Origin of the sequence: Bacteroides sp. An279 (assembly GCF_002159615.1) — a bacterium.
Classification (GTDB): Bacteria; Bacteroidota; Bacteroidia; order Bacteroidales; family Bacteroidaceae; genus Phocaeicola; species Phocaeicola intestinalis.
In genome coordinates, this window is sequence record NZ_NFJA01000050.1 from 1 (window position 1) to 21,849 (window position 21,849).

Consider the following 21,849-nt stretch of genomic DNA (forward strand, 5'->3'; position numbering starts at 1 on the left):
CTCCTGTTCTTCGTCAGATAGCCCGCTATCTTCCTCATCACAGAAGCAAAAATGCCTCAAAAACTCATCCCAAATCATCGCACGATAAATTCAAAACAGCTTCTTAAACCAAAGAACTTACAAACTTAAAAACTTACAAACTTAATTTTCTTCTTCCGGTTTCCGGCGGCGATGCATATAGCGCAGGTTTGCCGGGATTCTGGCCAGTTTATCACTTTCTTCATTGCGTGAGAAACGTTTCGGTTCTTCGCGATTGAAAGCTTGTTTGCGTTCCCGTGTAAACTCTTTGCCGTCTTCAGCCCTGCGAGGACGGAACGAACGACGGTCATCTTCTTCCCTGCGACGGTCTTCACGCGGACGAAATCCCGGTTTATCCCATTCCCGACGGGCGCTGTCACGGAAACGTTCTTTACCTTCGCGCCGTCCGTATTCCACTTTTTCACCGTGATGACGCGCACGTACTATCTTTTCTTCACCCTTTGGCTTGAATTCTTTGTCAGGATTCTCACTACGGAATTCACGATATTTACCGTCAAATAGTTGGTATTTGCGGAACTGACATTCCAAAGCACCGTTGAAGAGCGGAATTTTTACTGATGCTTTCAGTCCGATCTGGTCGAAACATTCGTCCCGATAACTCAATATCCACGCATCATTACCTGTAAATGCGTGTTTCAACCGTTCGCCTATCATCTGATACAATCCTAACAAGTCATCTGAAGAGATACGTTCGCCATAAGGCGGATTCATAATGATAAGACTCTTTTCTTTGGGTTGCTCAAATTGTTGGAACGCCTGTACCTTCAATACGATGTCTTTGGTCAATCCGGCTGCCTTTACATTATGAGTTGCTATTTCATTGGCTTTCGGATTGTTGTCGTAACCGTAAATTTTGTGGGTAAATTCACGTTCCTGTGAATCATCGTTGTAGATGGAGTCCAGCAGTTCCTTATCAAAGTCTTTCCATTTCTCAAAAGCAAATTCTTTACGAAACACGCCTGGAGCTATATTTCTGGCTATCAGTGCCGCTTCAATGGGGATGGTGCCCGAACCGCACATCGGGTCTATCAGGTCGCATTCTCCCCGCCAGCCTGTCATTAGAATCATTCCGGCCGCAAGCACCTCGTTCAAGGGTGCCTCTACTTGTTCTTGCCGATAACCGCGGCGATGAAGCGATTCGCCCGAACTATCAAGTGAAAGTGTGCATTGATCTTCGGCAATGTGAATATTCAGTGCCAAGTCAGGGTTATTGATCCGTACCGATGGACGGCTTCCGGTTTTTTCGCGGAAATAATCAACAATGGCATCTTTTACTTTATAGGCTACAAATTTGGAGTGACGGAAAACCTCCGAAAATACCACTGCATCTACCGAAAAGCTGGTCGTATTATCCATATAATTCTCCCAAGCTATGGCTTTTACGGCATTGTACACCTCGTCGGCATTTGTCGCCTGAAAATGTTTGATGGGTTTCAGCACGCGGATAGCAGTGCGCAAGTTGAAATTGGCGCGGTACATCATTGTTTTGTCTCCGGTAAACGATACCATACGCCGTCCGATCTGGATGTTTCCTGCTCCCAGTTCGGTGAGTTCTTGTGCCAATATTTCTTCCAATCCCTGGAAGGTTTTGGCGATCAGCTCGAATTCTTGGTTCATCTTATAGTAAATTACGTAATTTCAAATAATTGTGCAAAATTAGGAATTTTCGTTCAGTCAATCAAACGTTTGCGTGTGTTTCTTGCGCACCTTGCTGTTATTTGTGCGGCTAGAAGGGGGAGTACTATAAAATAAAATCCCTAAGTTGTAATAACTTAGGGATTCATAAGCGAATATTTTTTATTTTTGCGGTGCGTACGGGACTCGAACCCGTGACCCCATGCGTGACAGGCATGTATTCTAACCAACTGAACTAACGCACCATTTTGTTTTTCTTTCGTTGCTATCTCTCTCGATTGCGGTTGCAAAGGTACAACTATTTTTTAAACCTGCAATACATTTCCCTGTTTTTTTTCATTTTTTCTTCATTTTAGGGGAAAAAGGGGAGAATTTCAGCTGAAATCTCCCCTTTATAACAAGCTTCAAGTGATTTTTTTCATTTAATACGCTTATATCCGTATACTGCCAAGTCGCCCAATTCTTCTTCGATACGGAGCAACTGGTTGTATTTCGCCATACGGTCCGAACGGCTCAGCGAACCGGTCTTGATTTGTCCGCTATTCGTTGCTACAGCTATATCGGCTATGGTGGCATCTTCGGTTTCACCCGAACGATGGGATGTAACCGTAGTATAACCATGGCGGTGTGCCATCTCGATAGCATCCAGCGTTTCGCTAAGTGAGCCTATCTGGTTTACCTTTATCAATATGGAATTAGCACATCCCATAGCGATTCCTTTCGAAAGGAATTCTACATTGGTTACGAACAGGTCATCGCCTACCAGCTGGCAACGTCCGCCGATACGTGCCGTCAGTTTCTGCCAGCCTTCCCAGTCGTTTTCACTCATACCGTCTTCGATAGAATCAATCGGATATTTGTCAATCAGCTCTTCCAGATAAGCGATTTGTTCATCCGATGTACGTTTCTTTCCTTTTTCCCCTTCGAAAATGGTGTAATCGTATACTCCATCCTTATAAAACTCAGATGACGCACAGTCCATACCGATTTTCACGTCCTTGCCTGGTTCGTAGCCTGCTGCCCGGATAGCGGCAAGGATGGAGTCAAGTGCGTCTTCCGTACCATTCAATGTCGGCGCAAAACCTCCTTCATCACCTACCGCCGTACTCAGTCCACGGTCGTGCAAAACCTTCTTTAAGGCGTGGAATACTTCTGCACCCATACGCAAGCCTTCACGGAACGAAGAAGCACCTACCGGACGAATCATAAACTCTTGGAATGCAATCGGGGCATCGCTATGCGAACCGCCATTGATGATGTTCATCATCGGAACCGGCATTACATACGTATTTACCCCTCCGATATAGCGATAGAGAGGAATGTGCAGGTAATTTGCGGCAGCTTTTGCCACGGCAAGCGAAACGCCTAAAATGGCATTGGCACCCAAATTCGATTTTGTCTTGGTGCCGTCCAGTTCCAACATTTTCCGGTCGATGGCACGCTGTTCCAGTACAGACCAGCCCGTCAAAGCCGGAGCTATGACCGTATTGATATTCTCTACAGCCTTCAATACACCCTTACCGCCATAGCGTTTCGGATCTTTATCGCGAAGTTCCAACGCTTCGTGCTCGCCTGTAGAAGCCCCGGACGGAACCGAAGCACGTCCCATTATACCAGATTCCAGCATTACATCCACTTCTACGGTAGGATTGCCACGCGAGTCGAGCACTTCACGACCTATGATTGATTTGATTTTCATACATTTATTGATTTTAAAAGTTATTTTCTATGTCCGCAAAATTGCAAACTTTCATCTGTTTTGTCAATACCTGAAAGTAGGTATTTTAAACCGCAAGGGACACAGAAATACTCCTGTATCCCTGTGTCCCCTGTGATGAATTACCGAGCTGTCAAGCAAGGCTTAATAGTTCGTTTTCTGCACTTCAAAGTAAGCTTGTGGATGCAAGCAAGCCGGACAAGTTTCGGGAGCTTCCGTACCTACATACAGGTATCCGCAATTACGGCATTGCCATACCACTTCGGTATCTTTCTTGAACACCTTACCTTCTTCTACATTCTTTGCCAGTGCAAGATATCTTTCTTCGTGCCCCTTTTCGGCAACAGCTATTTCACGGTACATCTTGGCGATAGCAGGAAATCCTTCTTCATCGGCAATATCAGCAAACTTCGGATAGTCCAGCGACCATTCCTCGTTCTCGCCTGCTGCAGCAGCCTTCAGGTTTTCCAGCGTAGTTCCGATGACACCCGAAGGATAGCTGGCTGTGATTTCCACCATTCCGCCTTCCAGCCATTTAAACATCCGTTTGGCATGTTCTTTCTCCTGATCTGCAGTTTCGGTAAAGATAGCGGCAATTTGTTCATATCCTTCTTTCTTTGCCGCACTTGCAAAATAAGTGTAACGCATTCTTGCCTGTGATTCGCCAGCAAATGAAATACCCAGATTCTTCTCTGTTCTTGTTCCTTTAATACTTTTTCCCATAATCGTTAGTTATTTAGTGGTTAGACATTGTTTTCTTTTCAACATTACAAAGATAGTATTTTTATTCAAATTTGTAATTATTACAATCCATCTTTTATGTTCTATTAAGACTTTCTTGCCTTTTCTTGAAAGATTAACGGGAATGTAGTCGTTTATGTTCGGATAAATATATACTTTTGCACTTCTTTTTTATTATTTTAATTATTTCAATAGGTATATGAAGACATTTCAGTTTAAGCCGAAGCTGGTAGATACGCTTCGGAACTACACCCGGTCGGACTTCTCTACCGACCTGATGGCAGGCATCATCGTAGGCATCGTAGCCCTTCCGCTTGCCATTGCTTTTGGCATCGCTTCGGGAGTAAGTCCCGAAAAAGGCATCATCACCGCTATCGTAGCGGGATTCATCATCTCGCTTTTGGGCGGGAGCAAAGTACAGATAGGCGGACCTACGGGAGCCTTTATCGTTATCATCTACGGCATTATCCAGCAATACGGACTGGAAGGCCTGATGATAGCGACCTTAATGGCGGGCATACTCCTTATTATATTAGGAGTGTTCCGGCTTGGCACCATCATCAAGTTCATTCCCTACCCCATCATCATCGGTTTCACAAGCGGTATCGCCCTGACCATCTTCACCACACAGATAGCTGATGTATTCGGCCTGCAATTCGGAGGTGAGAAGGTGCCGGGCGACTTTATCGGCAAATGGATACTCTATGCACGTCATTTCGATACCGTCAACTGGTGGAACGTAGCGGTCAGCATAGCCAGCATCCTGATTATCGCGCTCACGCCCAAGTTCTCGAAAAAGATTCCCGGCTCGCTGGTAGCGATTATCCTTGTGACCGTAGCGGTATACCTGATGAAGATGTACGGAGGTGTGACCAGCATCGACACCATCGGCGACCGCTTCAGCATCCAGTCACAATTACCCGAAGCTACCGTACCTTCGCTCGACTGGGAAGCGGTGAAGAACCTTTTTCCCGTAGCGATAACCATCGCCGTGCTGGGGGCAATAGAGTCTTTACTCTCCGCCACCGTAGCCGACGGAGTCATCGGAGACCATCATGACTCAAACACCGAACTGGTGGCACAGGGCATTGCCAACATTATCTCACCCATCTTCGGCGGCATTCCTGCAACGGGAGCCATTGCCCGCACCATGACCAATATCAACAACGGAGGCCGCTCGCCGATAGCCGGTATCGTTCATGCCATCGTGCTTCTGCTCATCCTGATATTCCTGATGCCGCTCGCCAAGTTCATCCCGATGGCGTGCCTTGCCGGCGTGCTGGTAGTAGTATCCTATAACATGAGTGGCTGGAGAGTATTCAAAGGGCTGCTGAAAAACCCGAAATCCGATGTCACCGTATTGCTTATCACCTTCTTCCTCACCGTGATATTCGACCTGACCGTGGCTATCGAAGTGGGGCTGGTCATCGCCTGCGTATCGTTCATGAAACGAGTGATGGAGACCACGCAGATATCGGTCATTACCGATGAAATCGACCCCAACAAGGAATCGGACGTGGAAACGCACGAAGAACACCTGGTTATCCCCGAAGGCGTGGAAGTATACGAAATAAACGGACCTTACTTCTTCGGCATCGCCACCAAATTTGAAGAAATCATGGCACGGCTGGGCGACCGCCCGCAGATACGCATCATCCGCATGCGCAAAGTGCCTTTCATCGACTCTACGGGCATACACAACCTGACTACCCTGTGCGAGATGTCACAAAAGGAAAACATCCACATCATCCTTTCGGGTGTCAATCCGCAAGTGCACGACGTATTGGAACGGTCGGGCTTCTATACTTTGCTGGGCAAGGAAAACATCTGTAGCAACATCAACGAAGCACTCGATGTGGCACGGAAAGAGCTTGGCGTAAGCTGATGCCTTAATCTGTTAAAGACTTTTGAATAAGAAGGCACGTTTCTTAAAGCATGTTATAAAACACGTTTTTATAACCCTAATGCTTGCATATTTCCCAGAAGTCCGTACCTTTGCAATGTGTTTTTCATAGTATTAGATTTAAGGTTAACAAAGGTTGGAGTACAGCGGTACTCCTTTTTTTATGTCCGTACGTTTCGTATGTCCCGATTCTCCAGACTATATTATATAGTCAATAGAAATAAAATGCGAAAAATCATTTGTCATGCTGAGTGCCCATTTCCTGCGGAAAACCCATTCGATTATGACGGGGATTTCCCAAAGCTATTGTCATCCTTCACGTACGTTCCCTTAGATGACAATACATCAAGATTTTTTCGCAAACCAATTTTGTTCTACTATAATGCTCAAATAGTAGATAATAAATTGTCAAATCGTAAATTAAAATAATCAGCGTTTCTGAGCTGACACATTATATAAACTAATTCTCAACATCTACTTATATTCATTATGCTTCCCATTGCGGTGGTTTGTCTTATGCGGAAGGAAGCGGCACTGTAAACGAATATGCCACAATCCCCTTAACATCTTTCAGCGGATGGATGGAGAAACGCACTTCGTTTATGTCTGTATGCAGCGTTGTAGAAATGACAATCCGGTGAAAATCCGATTGTTCCCTATCGCAATCCGGATAATATGTCTTGTAGCTTTTCAGACGGGTTTCAAAGAAATCGGTTATCAACACGTCTTTATCGGGACATTCTTCCGCTGCTTGCAATTTCTTGAAAGCGGCAGAAGCCAGCACTTCCCTTATGACAGCTTGCAAATCATCCGTTATCAGACACGTTTTCCATGCACGGCGCACTTTGTATTGGATTTCATCGGGCTTGGCATTACGCCGTTTGATAACTGCAATTTTAGGCAAATCTGTCAATTGGCTGCTCTCGAATCCTTTTGCAACGAGCAATAAATCCTTATCATATATCCCACAAAGGCTCATAGAGTTTCCCGATACAACGAATGGATCGTATTGTGAAGCATCGATTTCTGTTCCGTCAGGGGCATAAAAATGAGTGGTTTCTACCGAAACCGTAACAGCTTCTTTGCTTTTTCCCTCCGTATCTGTACCCGCCGAAACGGCAAGATACCTTGCCAGCCGTGATTCTGCCCGTGAAGCGGCACGTCCCGACCGAATCTTGCATATCAGATATACCAGCCAGACAAAATAGAGGACAGCCAGACAAAGCACTCCTATTAATATATATGTAGCAGTATCCATATCATAATCTGTTTGTGGAAAATGGAATGGAACGCAGAGACACAGAGGCACGGAGTTTTATTTCTGAGAAGACAAGCTTACAGAGAAATGTTTTGGCTCTATGACCTTGCTCTCTTATGTTTATTTCTCTGTACCTCTGTGTTCAATATAAAAAATCACACGGATGTTCTGTAATTCATTTTTGATTGGCTATAAAAGTATTTATAATCATTTTCGTGTTGTCTATGTATTTTCGTGGAGAATCAGAAACACTTAAACGAATTCTTTCCAAACCTTTTCTTGCTTCATCCACATAATCCTTATACCAAACCACTTCATAATGTTCGATATTCCCACTTTTAAGAGGCACTTTTACATTGTGGAATAAGTCAGATTTTGAATCCAAAATCGATTGTTCGGCTGTATGATGTACCACAATACCATAATATTGTACATTTTCTTCCAGCAGATACGCATCAATCAACGCTTGTCCGAAGAACAATTGCTTTGACATATCACACGTAATTATGCCTTCTGCTAAAGCCCCTTTCAACGGAATAGGGCGATTGCGATGAATAGCCGTTTTTATTATTTTAGCCGCAACGTCACAAATCACCAACAAATCTTCTTTTGAATCATTTTGGCTGAATAAAACGATGCTATCAGAAAATTGTGCTAACATGATTCCATTGTTTTCGGTTTCACTTTTTATCACTCCATTTCCCGAACTATTATCCTTCGGCAATTCACCCATTTTTATTTGCTGGACTTCATTAATAATGTTCGTAATGTCTTTATTAAACTCTGTCAATTCATCATACAAAGTTTCCGCTGAATTTCTTGCTACCCTATCCTTAAATCCCATAATATCAAGAAAGACAACAAACCTATTCCGAGTTTGAACGTATTTATCCATTTTATTCTGTAGTTGTTGGAGTGACAGCATAACAATAAACCATAGTAGCCGAAGCGTCTCCGCCACCTGCATTGCCTCGCATTCCCAATTCTAAGTAATACTTTTCCACTTCACGGGCTACGTCCGAAGAATCAGCTGTACGATAAATCCACCATGAATTTTCTTTCACATGATGTTCTTTAAACAATCTGTTCCGGGCATCATTTGATATGCCAATGTAGAAATCAGAATAATAACTTCGTCCGCTTTTTTGCAGATGTTCATTTATGTCTTTGATTATTTGCTCGTAACTATTTGCCATATCCTATGCTTTTATATATAAGCTTTATCCTTAATCATCCTTTTGCAAACTTACAAATAAAACATCAAATTACCAATAAATCAATTGCAGATTTTCAATGAAATCAACTCTTTACAAGATTTGTTATGCCGGACGCAATGAAGCAACAAAAATGAGGCTGGCAGGAAATAAAAGCGGAATCTCTCCGCACGGAAACTTCATTTCAAGCCTTTACGCTTCAGGGCATCCGTCACTTCGTCCTCACGGATAGATAGTTGCGCCACTATGTCCGCTATCGACATGTTATTTGTATAAAGCAAACAAATGGCAGAATCGAACGTTTGATTGATTTTTAGCATCTGTTCTCTTTCTTCAATCTTTTTATCCAGCAACATAATCTTCGTATCCCGTTCTTCTATCTCCGAAAGAAGTTCATCTTCCATATCCATGGCATGGCAAAAGTCCGGGTCTGCCGCAACTCGAAGCAAACGATTCAATAATAGCTGTTCGTCCGGGGGGAAAAGGTCTTCTTCGAGTTCGAGCACATGTTCATTGCCTTTCATGCAATATTCCTGATTGAACACGCTCAATATGCGCTCTAACCGACTGTACGCATGTTCTCTCAGATAAGGACTTTGCACGATAATGCTATCGTAAGGTAAGTTTTCGATAAATTTATCCGATACACCATCCGATATCAGGTTGGTGCTATAGTCTAAAATATGACGCTGTACATAAACCACCGGATTGGTCAATTCCCCTAACTTATGGCATAGAATGTAAACATCCACTACGGGTAAGCCGAAGCGATTTTCTTCCCTTTCCAAAACATCCTCATTTAAGTATTGTGCGGCCAGGTATTGACGCAAATGGGTGGTTTTCGTAGCCCGCCATGTTTTCCGCAACTTTACTACAATTTGACTATCCATCCCATTTACCGTAACAAGCAAGTCGATGCGGAACAGCAAAGGGATGCAGGCTTTATGCTTCCCTCCCCGCTTATGTTGCCGTATTTTCACCGAAAGCACTTCCTTTTGCAACAAAGCGGAAATAAACAGCTTCGCCACACATTCGTCTTCCATCATGTGGCTGAATATGCAATCGTAAAAAGGGTTGGCAATAAAGGTCTTCATTGTTTGCTTCATCATTTAAAGTACATCCATATCATAAGCGGCAGATTTCTTCCTTACAGTCAAGCCATGACGGACGAAGTGAAATATCCTGAAGGTATTTTGTTACAATTCACGAGGGTCAACAATCTCAACACCCGTTTCTGATCCGATAAAATCCTTTACGTTAAACGTCATAACAGAGACTCTGCCCAAACTTTTGTCTTGCATCATCAATCTGATGACCATATCGACCAAACTATAATGCTTGCCCCTTTTCAGTCCCGATTGAACAGCGTTTAAAGCATCCTCACGATATTTATCATCAGTTATCAATTTTACTTTTCCACGATTGTTCAGATAAGTGAATCTACTAATGCATACCAAATGCACGTATCAACGATAACGCTTTTCATTGGTCAACTTCTTCTTCGGTATGGCTTCCGTAACCTTCCCAAGGCGCAGCGTTCCGCTTGCCGTAAATAAATGTTCCCATGATTTTATTTGTATCATCATTTTTCCTGATGATATACAATTTGTTGCCTGCTTTCAAATCCAACGCTCCCAGCAAATCTTTCTTCAACACCTCATCGGGATTCTCACCTTGACTATAAGGATATTGAAAGTAAGCCACACTGTCTCCACACGGTTTTGCCTTGTGGTCGTCAAGCCAACCGTATAATTTCTCATAATTTCCTCCTATACCTAAATCGTAGGATAACCAATACGTTTTTTCCATATCACTGCTATCATTTTAGTCCACCAGCAAATTTACTAAAAAAACAGAAGAACAACGATTTCTAAAACATTATTTTTGACAATCCGAGCAAGATCTTACGTTTCCTTTGCCATGCCGGACGCAATGAAGCTGCCCGAATGAAGCTGCCGGGAAATGAAATTGAACACAGAGACACAGAGGCACAAAGTTTTAATTTTTAGAGAAGGCAAAGCCCACGGAGAAAAGCACTGGCTCTGTAAACTTTGTCTTCTCTTCTATATTTAGCTTTCTGTTCCTCTGTGTCCTCTGTGGTGAAATAGCAATTAAATTTGTACATATACTTACTTTATTTGTTTACAGGACAGGTTTGACTATTTCTATTTTTAATCCGAGCGCATCAATGATACGGAAAAACAACCCGACCCCTGGTTCGATAACGCCTTTCTCGATTCTTGATATATAGGTCTTGTTGGTCCCCACTCTCTCCGCCAACTCCGATTGTGTCATCTTTTCGTGTTTCCGTGCTTCGCTGATCATTTGACCGACACAATAAGCGTATGCCTCACGATGGAACTCGTCCCTTTCCGGAGTGCCCATCTTCCCGTATTTTTCATCCAATATAGCATCAAAGCTGCCAATGTCATTCCTTTCCTTCATAATATTCTTTTTTAAGTTCCAATGCTTTGTTTATTTCGCTATCAGGTGTTTTCTGTGTTTTCTTTTGGAAACCGTTGAATAGCATGATTATGTTCCCGTCATCAAAGATGAAGAATGCCCGATAAATGCATCCGTTGTATGATGCCCTGATTTCATAAAGCCCTTCGCGTATGAATTTCACGAATTTCTCACTTACACGTTCTTGAATTTTAAGCATACCCAATACGTAATCAAGTTTCTTTTGCGCTCCGCTGTCCAATGAGCGGTAGAACGAGATGAAGTAGTCTTTATAAAACAATATCTTTCTTTCTGTTTTCATGGTGCAAATATAAGCGAAGTTTACATTTATAGCAACTTTCCTTCGGACTTTTCTTTAATCCACCCAACAATTCCCCTAATATCTATCCTCCAATCCAGCAAATCAGGGTAACTTTATAATAATCTTACGCCATACCGGACGCAATGAAGCAGCCCGAATGAAGCTGCCAGAAAATAAAAGCAAAATTCCTCCGCACGGAGTTTCATTGGTTGTTCCGTGCGGAGGGATGTAAACATTACGACGCTACATAATTTTATTTATTCTGCTACATCACGTACGCATCGGACTTTTCCTTGAGAAGAATTTCTTTCGTCTGATTGCAATAACATCAGATTACCGGAGTTTCCTGTAACCGGAGAATAATAAGAAAATCCCGGACGCGATGTATTATAGCCATATGTTGTCTTCGAATAAAAATGTTCCCTACTATCTGCTTCAAACGGCAAATATTTCGGATAAGTCATATAAAGCAACATCAATTCCCGTTGGTTAGGCATACGATAACCATCCGGACAAATACTTCCATTGGTTTCATTTTGCCCATCATTCCAATTAATCTGTCTATTTAAAGGATATATCAGCCCATCTTTTGACTCCTCATCTACCAGCATAGCCATTCTACGGTAAGGACGGTTGGTTCGCGAACGTTCATTGTGTTTGGGTTGCACTGCAGGACTAACCACCTCTGCTGTACGTACCGAAGCTATATCCAGTGCCGACAAATCTACCCACTTTTCACTATACGTCTCGCCCAGCCTATTAGTAAATTCCCTAAAACTGCCTTCCGATGTCAAACCTGCATCCCGATAGGTTTGAGGCTCTTTATCTATATCAGCCAACGAAAGTCCCAAATTACGCACACAACGATAATCATAAAATTTCTGATTGCGGTTACTTGCTCCAAAACCATTTCCATAATTACTAGCTGTAGCAGATTCCCCCCACCTGCCACGTGAAGCACCTTCTTCCGCCCAAAGCACCCATGGTTCACCTGTTTTACTCCAATAGCTGCTGCTGGCTACATGATGAGACACACGACCTTCCACTTCGCCTTCATCTACCTGATAAAGCCAAGCCTCTTCATTCAGTGACCATTCACCTATCCAAATGTCGGTCAACTGGTCTATGGAAGCCAAATACCAACGGATTTCATTTTCGTCTACATAATCATCGCCATCCAAATCACGGTTTCGGGCTACGCAAGCATACCATACATTGTTATAACTCTCCTTCAAGACCCCATAACCGTTATAGTCCAAATTCATAACATCCGACCATTTCAATTCCGTATTGTCCCACGAATCACCACTCGAAGAGTCATCATTACCCGGAAGTATGTTCAACGTATTACGCCTTCCATTGCTCGTGTTATTCGTTCGGGTACCTTGTAACCGATTACCAGGTTGATTAAAAAAGTCATCTATCGGTTTTGAATTATTATAGACCCAAGTATAATCTAAAGTTGTTCCATCCAACAATGATGCTTGCAACCTTCCTGTCTCCATAATACTTTCCGTCCCCCATCCTTCCGTTACTCTTTCATCATTGATATTGTAAAACGTATGTACTGGCCTTTGTGCAATGGTAAACACACTGCGAGCCAAAGATGTATTACCGTCTGGACTATAAACATTCTGCTCTGTACAGATATTCAACATCCGATTCTCGCGGTTAACTACCTCTTTCCATAATTTCAAACCTTCGGCATCAGCATCCATATTCCCATCTAACGTAACAGGTGCTTTATAATATATTTCTTTCGGATTATAAATATACACATATTCATCTACAAAAGCGGTGATGTGGACAACCGAGGTTATACTTTCCACATCATTATCCACTTCATTGTTTTCTGGATTCACGAATATATCCGATTGAGGGTTATTGGCTTCCGCATACAAGTGGTTTATCAACTGGTTGATATCATAAGCCACTATTGTTTTAGCTTCATAATTTTCATTTGAAATAGGAGGAACAGCACCTTGTCCGCCAAAAGGCGGTGCTGGGTTATTAGCACCGCTTCCGCCATCATAACACCGATAGCCTGGATATTTTACAAAATGGGTATGAGCATCATTATGCCCTATAGCTTCTTCATTGACAATAAACTGCACCCACTTATAGTCGTTCAGGTTCAAGTCTGTTTGTAATGCCTTCCATCGTGCCTCGCTATAATCATTTTCTTTTGTCTGAACCAAACCATTACCATCCCTCAAAAATTTATTGGGGGCAAATACCCTCATACCTTCTTGAAAAGGTGTACTTACCGACCACGACAATCCTCTTCTTATATTGGCACGCGAAAGAGTAAAATGCGTGCGTCCGTAATGCGAATCCAAGGCTACCACTTCACTACCGGCTATAATTACATCACCCTCCACTCCTGGACGAACCTCTTTTTCCTCATCTACTTCAACAATCATAGAGTTTACCCCTGTGACGGTTACGGTATAAGTATAATGTGTATTGCGTTCGGTATCGTAATTATTCACCCTTTCTTCATCATTAGCATCATGTCCCGTATTCCCTAAATGGATAGTATAAATAGCGTCGGCTTGAATAAATTGTGTTGCACCCGAAGATCTATCTATATACGATAAAATCCCATGAATAACAACGTAAGTCGAATTATCGTTAGCATAGACAAAGTCGGTGTTACGCTCTGTCTGCTGGGGCTTATTAGGATTCTGCTCTTCTAACGTTTCTTTATTCCGTTTCTCCCGTAAAGCATAGAGCGATGAAGCATCCCCCTTCTCTTCATCTGTAATTTTTTTCTTATAAGCCAAACGGTTTTCCGGTATATAAAACTCAAAAATCTGATAACCTCCATTTTCCGGATCAAAAGGCATCACAATATTATACCCACTCATCGAATCGTAGGTTTTCTCCCCTTCCTCTTGTGTCTGATAATCATTTTCATTGGGAAAAACATAAGTGCCTTGCGGAATATTCTCTACTTGATAATAATCGGGTGTAAAAGTAAAATTTTCATAAACCCCCTTCTTATCTTCCGGTGGAGTAGCCGTTACTCGGAATGTTATGCGTGCGTCCACTCGCTCCAGTTCTATCAAAGGAAAAGGATGGGCATGTTCATTACTTTGCACATAGCCCGAAATAGTACCGTTTTCATCTACTGTGATGCCCGATGCAGAAGCTTCCAACCTACCACTCATCAGGAAAGCATTTCGTTCCACGTTATAAGGAAGGCGTAAACGAGACGTCAACCGCTGCAAGTCCCCTACATTCTCTACCGTGCTCAGTATGTCAGAAGTCAGTGTTCCCGAACCGCTCTCAGGATTACCTATGGCATACAGCTGTTTATTTGTCCCTGAATGCATAGGAAATTCCACCGTTAAACACTCATCAAGAACCGTAAAACTGGTAAAATAAGCACTATTATCCAATGAGCCATCAGCATTGAAAGCAAACAAAAACACATCGTTCACTTTATTTTCTGTTTCTGCTGACTCCGCAGAACGGGTAATCGCGACCGATTCACCTACTCCTAATGACAAAGTAATTTTTACTGGTATGCCTTCCTGTACTTTATTTACATCCGTTATTTCCAATTTATCTGTACATGCACCACCAACTGATAAAATAAGGACTAAAGGTAAAAGCAACCATAGCCTTTTATTCATAGAAAACAATATGTAGTTATTATGTCTATTCATTTGTCATCTTTTTTATTCGTACTTAATCAAATGAAGGAACAGTCACAGATACATCATTCCATGATTTCACCTTAAAATGAATGGTTATCTCGTGTTCCTCAACATTTTCGGGTTGAGAACTACCCAACCCTGAAACACTAACAACATCCAATTGATAGATATTATTACGCACGATAGCATACTCCATCGGACTAATGACATCATCTACATCATCTGCTGCATGACGAATCCAATATATATAATAACAAATGCCATCCTTAAAAGTCTCAACGTTTGGAGCCAATTCTAATTGAGTTTCACTATAATCTGGAAATGGTCCATTTGGTCCGGTAATATCATCAAACTCATATAGCCATCCGTTATACCTATAAAAAGTACCCCCTTCAAATCCCCTGGGAATATACTGTGCCTTATACATTATGCCAGTTACATACCTTTCTTGCCATTCCTTCCTATCATTGATTGTGGATAAACCCCCACTTCGATTTATATTTTCACAGACATAGTTCAAACGATAATAAAATGTTCCTCCAGTTTCTGATGAAACAGTTTTATCCAAATATACATTTATAAAATCTTCATTTCCCCAATTGGCATACTCCGTATAATAATAGGTGTAATCGTTGTTGTTCTTACCATCAATAGTTTTAGGGTCGAGCACATAATTGCTGGCTATGCCATCGGCAGTTGTCTTTTCAAGCCCTAAATAATCTATAATAGGATTGTCTAAATCGGTTCCGTCCGTCACCCGCTTAAAAGCATACGTATTGCTGCGGTAACGATTTACCAATGCGGCACCAAGAATCTTTACTTTGTCATCACCTTGATTACCGCCTGCATTCGGTGCTTTTTTTTCTACTGTATACTCCTCCTCCCACGCACAATCCACCCGTGCTGTCATCCGCTCTACATCTACTGACACTGTAATCGGATTATTCTTCGTACTTGCTTGGATTTTAACACTTGCATCTTTTTCCGATGCCATCAAAAAATAAGTATTGTTATTCGTAATCGGATTAGCTACTTGATAATCACGAAGAGTATTTAAAGTATTCAAATTTTGGGTACGTAAATCACCTGCATTAGCTATTACTAACACATCATAGGTTAGACCTATTTGTAAAATATCGGTTACTTCCTGTACGGGTGATTGCCATACAGCATCAATACCATTACTACTTGCAGATGTCTGTAGCAATTGGTCAAAATAAAGGCGACAGACAATACTAGGATTATCCGTCGAATTTATCCCCAAACGTTCCCCTGTATTTTCATCCACTTCTCCTTGGAAGAAAAACACATTCAAGTCATGCACCATATTCTCTTCCCCTTCTCCTGCTTGATTGCCATCTCCATTTTCTCCTCCGGTGGGATTATAGTCATCCGTAGCACCATCCGCACGGCTGCTATTTCCTCCCTCGGTATTCACCACCACACTGACGTACACACCGCTGCCGGACTCTTCTTCTTCCGCTGCCGGAGCGGGAAGGGAGTCTTTCTTGCAGCTGGCGGATAGCAGTGCCAGCAAGAAGGTGAGGAACAGGTATGTCAATCTGGGTTGCTTCATGTTGAGGGTCGGATTTAGTCTAATGATACATTCTGGATGCGCTTGCTCCAGCCGAGGATACCGATGGATACGTCGGTGTACTGCCACTCGCCGCCCTTCAGGAAGAAGGTGAGGCGGAAGTCGTAGCCACGGTCGAGGAACTCTTGCAGGGTGTAACGCTGCGTCTCGTCGTAGTTACGAAGCTGGCCGATCAGGTTGCACAGGTCGGCTTCTATCACCGTACGGTCCGACTCACGGTGACGGATGGTAAGCTTAGCCTCGTTGTCATCGTCGTCGTAAAGGCGGGAAGTCATGAAGTCGGCATGTGCCGTGCGTCCGGCTCCGGCGCGCGAAGAACTGTCGTCGGAAGTGTTCCACTTCATGTATGGCGCATAGACGGCTACAGAAGCGGTAAGGTCTGCCACCATGTCGGCACGGCTCGGGTTGCAATTCATAATCAGGTTGCGGTGGGAGATGGAGAACGTGTAGTCGTCCACATCCATGCGTTCCGGATGGTCTATCTCACGGAGCGAGATGGAAATCGACTTCGTGTCGCGCACCAGCGAAAGGGTATCATACGCGTAACGGTCGGAAGGGACATAAACCGACTGCTCGCTGATGGCATACCACAAGGTGTCGAGCGGATTCACTTCACGGTCCACTATCGCCCAATCATCGCCTACGTGTACGTGCTTCAGCATGACGGAAAAATCTTCCATCCTGTCGCCCGGCTTCGGTGCTTCCGACAGGTACATGCCACTCGGCTCAGCCTCTAAGTCTTCGTACTCATGCTGGTCGGCTAACGCAATGAAGCGGTAGCGTCCTTCGGGAAGGTCGAAATACATGCGGTAAGGCTCTGACTGATGCATATCGGGCTGTACGAACGAGGTGACATAACGCCCTTCTTCGTCGTAAACGAATACGCCTATGCTGCCCACATGGTCGATGAGGTCGGCACGCTGCAGGTTGTAATCGTATTTGAAGCTGAGCCATAAGCCGTGTTCGCATCCGCTGCGGTCGTCGTACATCCAGTCGGTGCAGGATGTGAGTCCCGCTCCTGCCACAAGGAGAGCCAGCATTCGTATGATGTGTTTCACTTTCATTTCGTTTTGTTTTTTATTGAACACAGAGGCGTAAAGTTTCTTTATTTGAACATTTTCATCGAACACAGAGGCACAAAGGCACAGAGGTTTTTATTTGATTCAACCGCGGCTTTGTGTCGCTGTGTTCAATGGGGTTAGTGATAGAATGATTCTATCAGGTTTTTAGAGGTCTACGTTTTGACTGCGTTTTGCCCAAGAGAGGACGTTGATTTCAGCACGGATGTAACCTTCGTTTTCATCATCCGGATTATCACCCGGTTTTGTGATAACAGGTTCACCCGGTCCGCTTATGCTATTGACATTCACTTCGTACCAGTTATTACGAACAACGCCATAACGGCCTAAATGCTGTATGCCATAAGATTCACCATCATTCCATGGGGTCTCCGCATCGTTAAAGTGACGAATGCGAGCCGCATAATAATAATTGATACCACCCTTATAATAACGGATTGTTCCTACCTGATTCCAAATCGCATCCCATTTTGTATCATTTTCATTAGTGAGAGTAAACAGCTCTTTCAATTTCTCCAATGAATCATAAATACCGGCATCTGCTGTTATTTCTTCTCCTGTCTTTTTCAAAGATAAATCTGACTCTCCTATTTGGCTTCCTTCAGCAAGCACTTCGTTTGCACTTTCTCTTACGAAAGTAACAATATCTTTCACATATTGATTTTCTGTTCCTGTAGATATGTTAGTTTCAGCAGGATACTTAAGCGGACTTTCACCGCAGAGGAAGAAATCCTGCGCTGACGCTGTCGTCTGATTGCCAAATTTTGTCTTATAAGTAGTCTTCAACACCACCGAAGTTGTCTGATTTTGCTTTTGGTCGGAAACAGCCATTGTATTTTCCAAGCAATAAAGCGCATGGTCTGTCGCATCAGTAGCATTGTCTGCCGTATTCTTATTCCAATCTGCATCCGTAGGAGTTACGTTGCCGCTTGCCGGATCTTGATCGGTATAATACGTATTGAATTCCGAATCTACATTCGTCACAGAAGAATAGTTACCATCTTCTGCCCAATAAATGCGGTAATAATTCGTCGGAGTGTCTTCGAAATTTACCGGAATCACTTCCGTTCCAGCAAAGCGGGTTATATTATTGGTTGCGGAAGTGGCAGCAGCTAACCATGAGCCTGTTTCTGTTGCAGCCTTATATCCAGCCACATCACGAACCAATTTAGTTGACTTATTGGTTACGTTCAGCAACCAGCCATCCAAAGCCACCTCATCGCCTTCATAAGCACCGTTGTTATCTTTTACAGCTATTTTTCCATCCTTAAATCCAGTAAGTGTTACTTTTGCTACGACACGTTCTACATAAATACGTGCTGCGTCATTACTCAAAGCTTCATTTTCTGTCTTATAAACAGTAACCGGTACCAAGGTCTTTGCGGCAGGATTAGACATCGCTAATGCATCCGAACCTGCTACCGTAGACAACGGAGCATTAAGCATGGTAAATTTATCTTTATTGTCACCGATATAGGTACTTAGTTGCTGATTTTTTAATGCCTCTTTAAAAGCAGATAAAGTCGATTTATCTGTTAAAACTGTAGATTTGCCATTATTGGTTATTGTTAAGCCATGAGTATTTGCGTCTACAGTTACTGTAGAAGGCACATTCAATATTACTAAAGCATACAAAGCCTCACCTTTAGTAGCATCCACCATCGGAGCCTCAGATACAGTCACAACACGTTCCGTTACTTGAGCGGTAGGGTCATCTTGTGGTTGCCCTAAAGTCAACGTATAGGCACTTTCAAATGTCGCATTAACATCAGGATTAGATGCTGGCAAAGGATCACCAGTTCGTGTCTCCTTAAAGAATACAATGATACCATCAGTTATCTTGTATTCATTAGCTATACCATCCTCTAAATGTACATAGTCATCTCCTGCACCCGTCGTTGTTTCTTCGCCCGTATCATTTACCCTCGACATACCTCCGCTCGTAGTAGGCATATTAATAGCCACTCTGACATATCCCTCCGTAGTACTTGGAGTTGTTCCGCCCGCATTGCCTGCGCCAGCATCTTCCAAATTGTCGCTACAAGCGGCGAACATGCCTGCCGCGAGCAACATCGCTAAATACTTCACTTTTTTCATAATCGTAATATAATTAAATTAGTAATCTCAGTTCTCCGGGGCTTTCAAAAAGCCCTGTCGCATTCTCTATCTCTTGGCTCGGCTTATGGGGAAATACGGAGAGTAATCTACCTCCTTCCGCAACAAGATTATTAATCTTATGCGTGTAAGATTATTAATCTTCCGGCTGTAAGATTATTATTCTTCCGCCTGTAAGATTATTAATCTTACAAAACAGGAAGCGGTATGGAGGGGATAAAGAGGCAGGCTAAGCAAGCCGCCACTAAAAGATGTAATCGGGTAAGAATAACAGTGCGGATGTATCCGGGCGTATGCGATACGCCCCTACAGAAGTCGTTTATCTAATACTCCATCGGAATAAGTTTGTGCTTTTTTATAAACGCAGAGACGCAAAGGCGCAAAGACTTTATATTTAGAGAGGGCAAAGAGCACAGAGAGTGGCATCGGTTAGCTCCGTGTCCTTTGCGTCTCTGCGTTTAATTTCCAAATGCACAAATACATCCCGCACACAGTATAATTAAAATCCGTGTAATCTGTGATGAAAATATCCTATACCGCAAAGTTACACTTTATTTCCGTATTTCCCAATAAGTCAAAGAGCAATATTTATTTTAATGAAGAATGAGGAATGAAGAATGAAGAATTCTCGCATTCTTAATTCTTCATTCATCATCAACTTATACCAAACGTATCTCTAAATTCTTCATTCTTCATTTTTATAGTCCTTTCAAGTTTGTTTCGGCTTCCTTCAGTCCCGCCTCGGCAGCCTTATGCAAATGGGTTTCGGCTTCGGCGTAACGGTCCAACATCCGCATGGCTACCCCTCGGGCATTGGCTGCCTGCGGCGTGTCGCCCGCTTTCGTCAAGTAAGGCAACGCCTGTTCTGCCAAACCGTGTTCCAGCAAGGCATTTGCCGCATTGAGGTTGGCTACGGGGTCGGTGGGATAATATTGCACCGCTATCTGGAACACCTCGATGAATTCGGGGCTTCCGGGCTGGTAGGTCTGCGCTACGGCAAACATCTCCTGTAGCGAAAGGTTCTGAGGACGGGTGCGGATGACCTGCTTCGCCTCGTCTACGTTGAAACCTCGTATCACGTAGTCGATACGGTAATCGGAGCGGCGCAGTCCGGGATAGCAATCGGCAAGCAAGGAGCGGTATGCCTGCGGATAGGCATTGCGCAAGCGGCGTTCCTTGGCGTCGGGTTCTTCCCCACTGTCAATGATCCGCAAGATGCCTTCCTTGTCGGCAAGGGTGCTCTGGGCAACGTATGCACGCAGCCCTTCCCAGTTCTCCGGCTCGTATGCCACGACAAACAGGTTATCCGCCAAGCCGTAACGCCCGATGATGTAAGCCTTCAACGCCTCGGTACGCCCCTGAGCCAAACGTGCGTTCGAGCGGTAAGTACCTTCGGGTGAAGCGTATCCCTTGACTTGCATCTGCACGATGCGCACATCGGCATCGCCCTGTACGCTGTCTATGGTAGCCCGTATCTTAGCCAACTCTGCCGGATTGCGGCGGTAGTCGGGATAAATGTCGGTTTTGTTCACCGGGAAATCGAGGTAAGCCTGCCCGCTCAGGCGGCGGCTCTTTACGGTTTCCACTTGGGGGGCAATGTATGCCAAGGCAGGATGCCAAGCAATGTCTGCCACCGCCAAGGGACGCTGTGCCCTACTGATGACCTGCCCGCACCCGCACTGGTCTTCGCCCAAATAAAGGGAAGCTCCTTCCATCCACGGTTCGTATGCCAACGCCGTCTGATAATCCAACCGTTGCGCTACCGCCTTATCGCGCTTCACCACGCGGCAAGGAGCACCGGCATAAGTGAGCGAGTCGTTGCGCAGGTAGTAGAGGTAACGCTTGCGCCCCATCACTTCGATGGCGGGCAGCCAACGGTCGCCCCCTTCGCCCTTAAAGAAAGGCTGAAGCACCACCGAACGATTGGAACGCACCTCCAAACTGTCGAGGCTGACGCGGAAAGCGATACGCACACTGTCGCGCGCACGGCTTATCTGTATGCTGTCGACCCGCACACTGCCTTGAGGCTGCTGCGCCTGTGCCAAAGGCATTGCCAGCCACAGGAACAGGCTGCCGAAGAATAAATAAGGCATTATGTCATAAGCTTTTCGTTTCATAGATTGCT

At 43.9% G+C, this 21,849-nt stretch carries 16 protein-coding genes and 1 tRNA gene; 1 reads left to right on the plus strand and 16 read right to left on the minus strand.

Annotated elements, in window-relative coordinates; translation table 11 throughout:
• Nucleotides 1–141 precede the first annotated feature (141 nt).
• From B5F78_RS09950 to rbr, 4 genes are all read right to left on the minus strand, one after another.
• Nucleotides 142–1,656: a THUMP domain-containing class I SAM-dependent RNA methyltransferase gene (locus B5F78_RS09950; RefSeq protein ID WP_022038717.1), complete on the minus strand. Its 1,515-nt coding sequence runs from the start codon at nt 1,654–1,656 to the stop codon at nt 142–144.
• Between the two features lie 189 nt (nt 1,657–1,845).
• A tRNA-Asp gene (locus B5F78_RS09955) sits at nt 1,846–1,919 on the minus strand.
• A 173-nt stretch (nt 1,920–2,092) separates the two neighbouring features.
• Complete coding sequence (gene eno, locus B5F78_RS09960) at nt 2,093–3,373, minus strand: phosphopyruvate hydratase (protein ID WP_022038855.1); 1,281 nt, start codon at nt 3,371–3,373, stop codon at nt 2,093–2,095.
• Between the two features lie 162 nt (nt 3,374–3,535).
• Entirely contained in the window at nt 3,536–4,114 is a 579-nt protein-coding gene (gene rbr / locus B5F78_RS09965; RefSeq protein WP_013618245.1) for a rubrerythrin, read from the minus strand.
• A 217-nt stretch (nt 4,115–4,331) separates the two neighbouring features.
• Between rbr and B5F78_RS09970 the strand changes: the two genes are divergently transcribed.
• Nucleotides 4,332–6,017, plus strand: coding sequence for a SulP family inorganic anion transporter (locus tag B5F78_RS09970; RefSeq protein ID WP_013618246.1), 1,686 nt, complete (start codon nt 4,332–4,334; stop codon nt 6,015–6,017).
• 532 nt (nt 6,018–6,549) lie between these two features.
• Here the strand turns inward: B5F78_RS09970 and B5F78_RS09980 are convergent.
• The 12 genes from B5F78_RS09980 to B5F78_RS10040 all read right to left on the minus strand — a co-directional run bounded on the left by B5F78_RS09980 (nt 6,550) and on the right by B5F78_RS10040 (nt 21,841).
• The gene (locus B5F78_RS09980) at nt 6,550–7,293 is read right to left on the minus strand and encodes a hypothetical protein (protein WP_087406611.1); all 744 of its coding nucleotides are present in this window, start codon (nt 7,291–7,293) and stop codon (nt 6,550–6,552) included.
• A gap of 175 nt (nt 7,294–7,468) precedes the next feature.
• Nucleotides 7,469–8,188, minus strand: a complete 720-nt coding sequence (locus tag B5F78_RS09985) for a hypothetical protein (protein ID WP_087406612.1) — start codon at nt 8,186–8,188, stop codon at nt 7,469–7,471.
• A 1-nt stretch (nt 8,189) separates the two neighbouring features.
• Entirely contained in the window at nt 8,190–8,489 is a 300-nt protein-coding gene (locus B5F78_RS09990) for a hypothetical protein (protein WP_087211116.1), read from the minus strand.
• A gap of 197 nt (nt 8,490–8,686) precedes the next feature.
• Complete coding sequence (locus B5F78_RS09995; RefSeq protein WP_162608520.1) at nt 8,687–9,601, minus strand: hypothetical protein; 915 nt, start codon at nt 9,599–9,601, stop codon at nt 8,687–8,689.
• Between the two features lie 388 nt (nt 9,602–9,989).
• On the minus strand, nt 9,990–10,316 hold the full coding sequence (locus B5F78_RS10005) for a hypothetical protein (protein ID WP_087406615.1): 327 nt from the start codon (nt 10,314–10,316) through the stop codon (nt 9,990–9,992).
• A gap of 333 nt (nt 10,317–10,649) precedes the next feature.
• On the minus strand, nt 10,650–10,952 hold the full coding sequence (locus B5F78_RS10010; protein WP_087406616.1) for a helix-turn-helix domain-containing protein: 303 nt from the start codon (nt 10,950–10,952) through the stop codon (nt 10,650–10,652).
• A complete protein-coding gene (locus B5F78_RS10015) occupies nt 10,936–11,271 on the minus strand; it encodes a type II toxin-antitoxin system RelE/ParE family toxin (RefSeq protein ID WP_087406617.1) in 336 nt (111 codons plus the stop codon). The genes B5F78_RS10010 and B5F78_RS10015 overlap by 17 nt, the downstream gene beginning before the upstream one ends.
• A 257-nt stretch (nt 11,272–11,528) precedes the next feature.
• Nucleotides 11,529–14,945, minus strand: a complete 3,417-nt coding sequence (locus B5F78_RS10020) for a fimbrial protein (protein WP_087406618.1) — start codon at nt 14,943–14,945, stop codon at nt 11,529–11,531.
• 22 nt (nt 14,946–14,967) lie between these two features.
• Nucleotides 14,968–16,512: an Mfa1 family fimbria major subunit gene (locus B5F78_RS10025; protein ID WP_087406619.1), complete on the minus strand. Its 1,545-nt coding sequence runs from the start codon at nt 16,510–16,512 to the stop codon at nt 14,968–14,970.
• Nucleotides 16,513–16,526: 14 nt separating this feature from the next.
• Nucleotides 16,527–17,594, minus strand: coding sequence for a FimB/Mfa2 family fimbrial subunit (locus tag B5F78_RS10030; RefSeq protein ID WP_140400111.1), 1,068 nt, complete (start codon nt 17,592–17,594; stop codon nt 16,527–16,529).
• 162 nt (nt 17,595–17,756) lie between these two features.
• Complete coding sequence (locus B5F78_RS10035; RefSeq protein WP_087406621.1) at nt 17,757–19,706, minus strand: Mfa1 family fimbria major subunit; 1,950 nt, start codon at nt 19,704–19,706, stop codon at nt 17,757–17,759.
• A gap of 716 nt (nt 19,707–20,422) precedes the next feature.
• Complete coding sequence (locus tag B5F78_RS10040; RefSeq protein WP_087406622.1) at nt 20,423–21,841, minus strand: DUF3868 domain-containing protein; 1,419 nt, start codon at nt 21,839–21,841, stop codon at nt 20,423–20,425.
• Nucleotides 21,842–21,849 lie beyond the last annotated feature (8 nt).